The organism is Psychrobacter sp. 1U2, assembly GCF_051847575.1.
The window spans coordinates 1-1,137 of the sequence record NZ_JBPYDC010000386.1; the positions used below are offsets into that span (position 1 = coordinate 1).

1 protein-coding gene is annotated in these 1,137 nt (G+C 42.0%); it reads right to left on the reverse strand.

Annotation, left to right across the window (positions count from 1 at the left end):
* Nucleotides 1-1,137, reverse strand: a 1,137-nt coding sequence (locus ACS8FD_RS16035) for a TGS domain-containing protein (RefSeq protein ID WP_439276579.1), incomplete at both ends; no start/stop codon positions are given.

Below are 1,137 nucleotides of genomic sequence, written 5' to 3' on the forward strand. Positions count from 1 at the left end.
ATTATCCAAACCATCAATACAGATTTTGTAGGCATCAAGTTTGCCTGTTGTTTTTGGATCAACACTAGGGGTGTAATCTTCCTTTTCTTTTTCAGGCTCTAAATGCAGCTGACGAGAGATGTGACCAGTTAATTGATGGAGTCCAATGTCGCCTGTAACAAGCCCAACGATAATATCGTCCGTATTATTAACATGAAAATGCTGCGTATAGTCATTCAAGTCGATGCTATTGGGATGTACTGAAAGTCGCTCAAGCTCTTTACTTAGCATCTGCTTACCGATTTCGATATTTTTATCACGGTCTTGTTTGTTAAACCATTGACGCAATTTAGAGCGGGCACGATTGGTATGAATATAACCAAGTGACGCAACTAACCAATCACGATTAGGCTCACGTGACGCTTTAGTAATAATCTCAACCTGTTCGCCTGTTTTTAGCTGGTAAGTCAATGGCACGTAACGCTGATTGACTCGCGCTGCTTGAGCGCGGTTGCCTACTTGCGTGTGTACATAATAAGCAAAGTCAAGTACGGTAGCCCCTTTTGGTAGTTCAGTGATGTCACCATCTCGACTAAAAATGTAAATCCTCTCAAGCTCATCAAAATCAACGATTGGCTCGTCATCTTCTAGTTCACCTAACTCACGGTCATTAAACTCACCCTCTGCTATGAGCCCTAAACGATTTTGACTCCGAGTTTCGTTATTAATAGAAAGCAGATGACGTAATGAGCTGATCTTTTGAGTGAGGTAGCTGTCTTTTTTCTTTCTGAGACCTTCCTTATAATTTACGTGAGCACACATACCAAGCTCGGCCTCAAAATGCATGCCTTGGGTGCGTATCTGTACTTCAAGTGACTTGTTCTCAGCGATAACCGCAGTATGCAACGAGCGATAGCCATTAGGCTTTGGGTTGGTAATGTAATCATCAAACTGTTCAGGAATGTACCGCCATAAGCCATGTACCAAACCTAACACATGATAACAATCCGCTGGGTTTTCCACCAATACTCGTAGTGCTCGAATGTCATAGAGTTGATCAAACGATAAGCGTTTTAGCTTCATTTTGCGATAGATAGAATAAATATGCTTGACTCGTCCTGAGACATCGGCAGTAATATCAGCTTCTGCTAACGCATC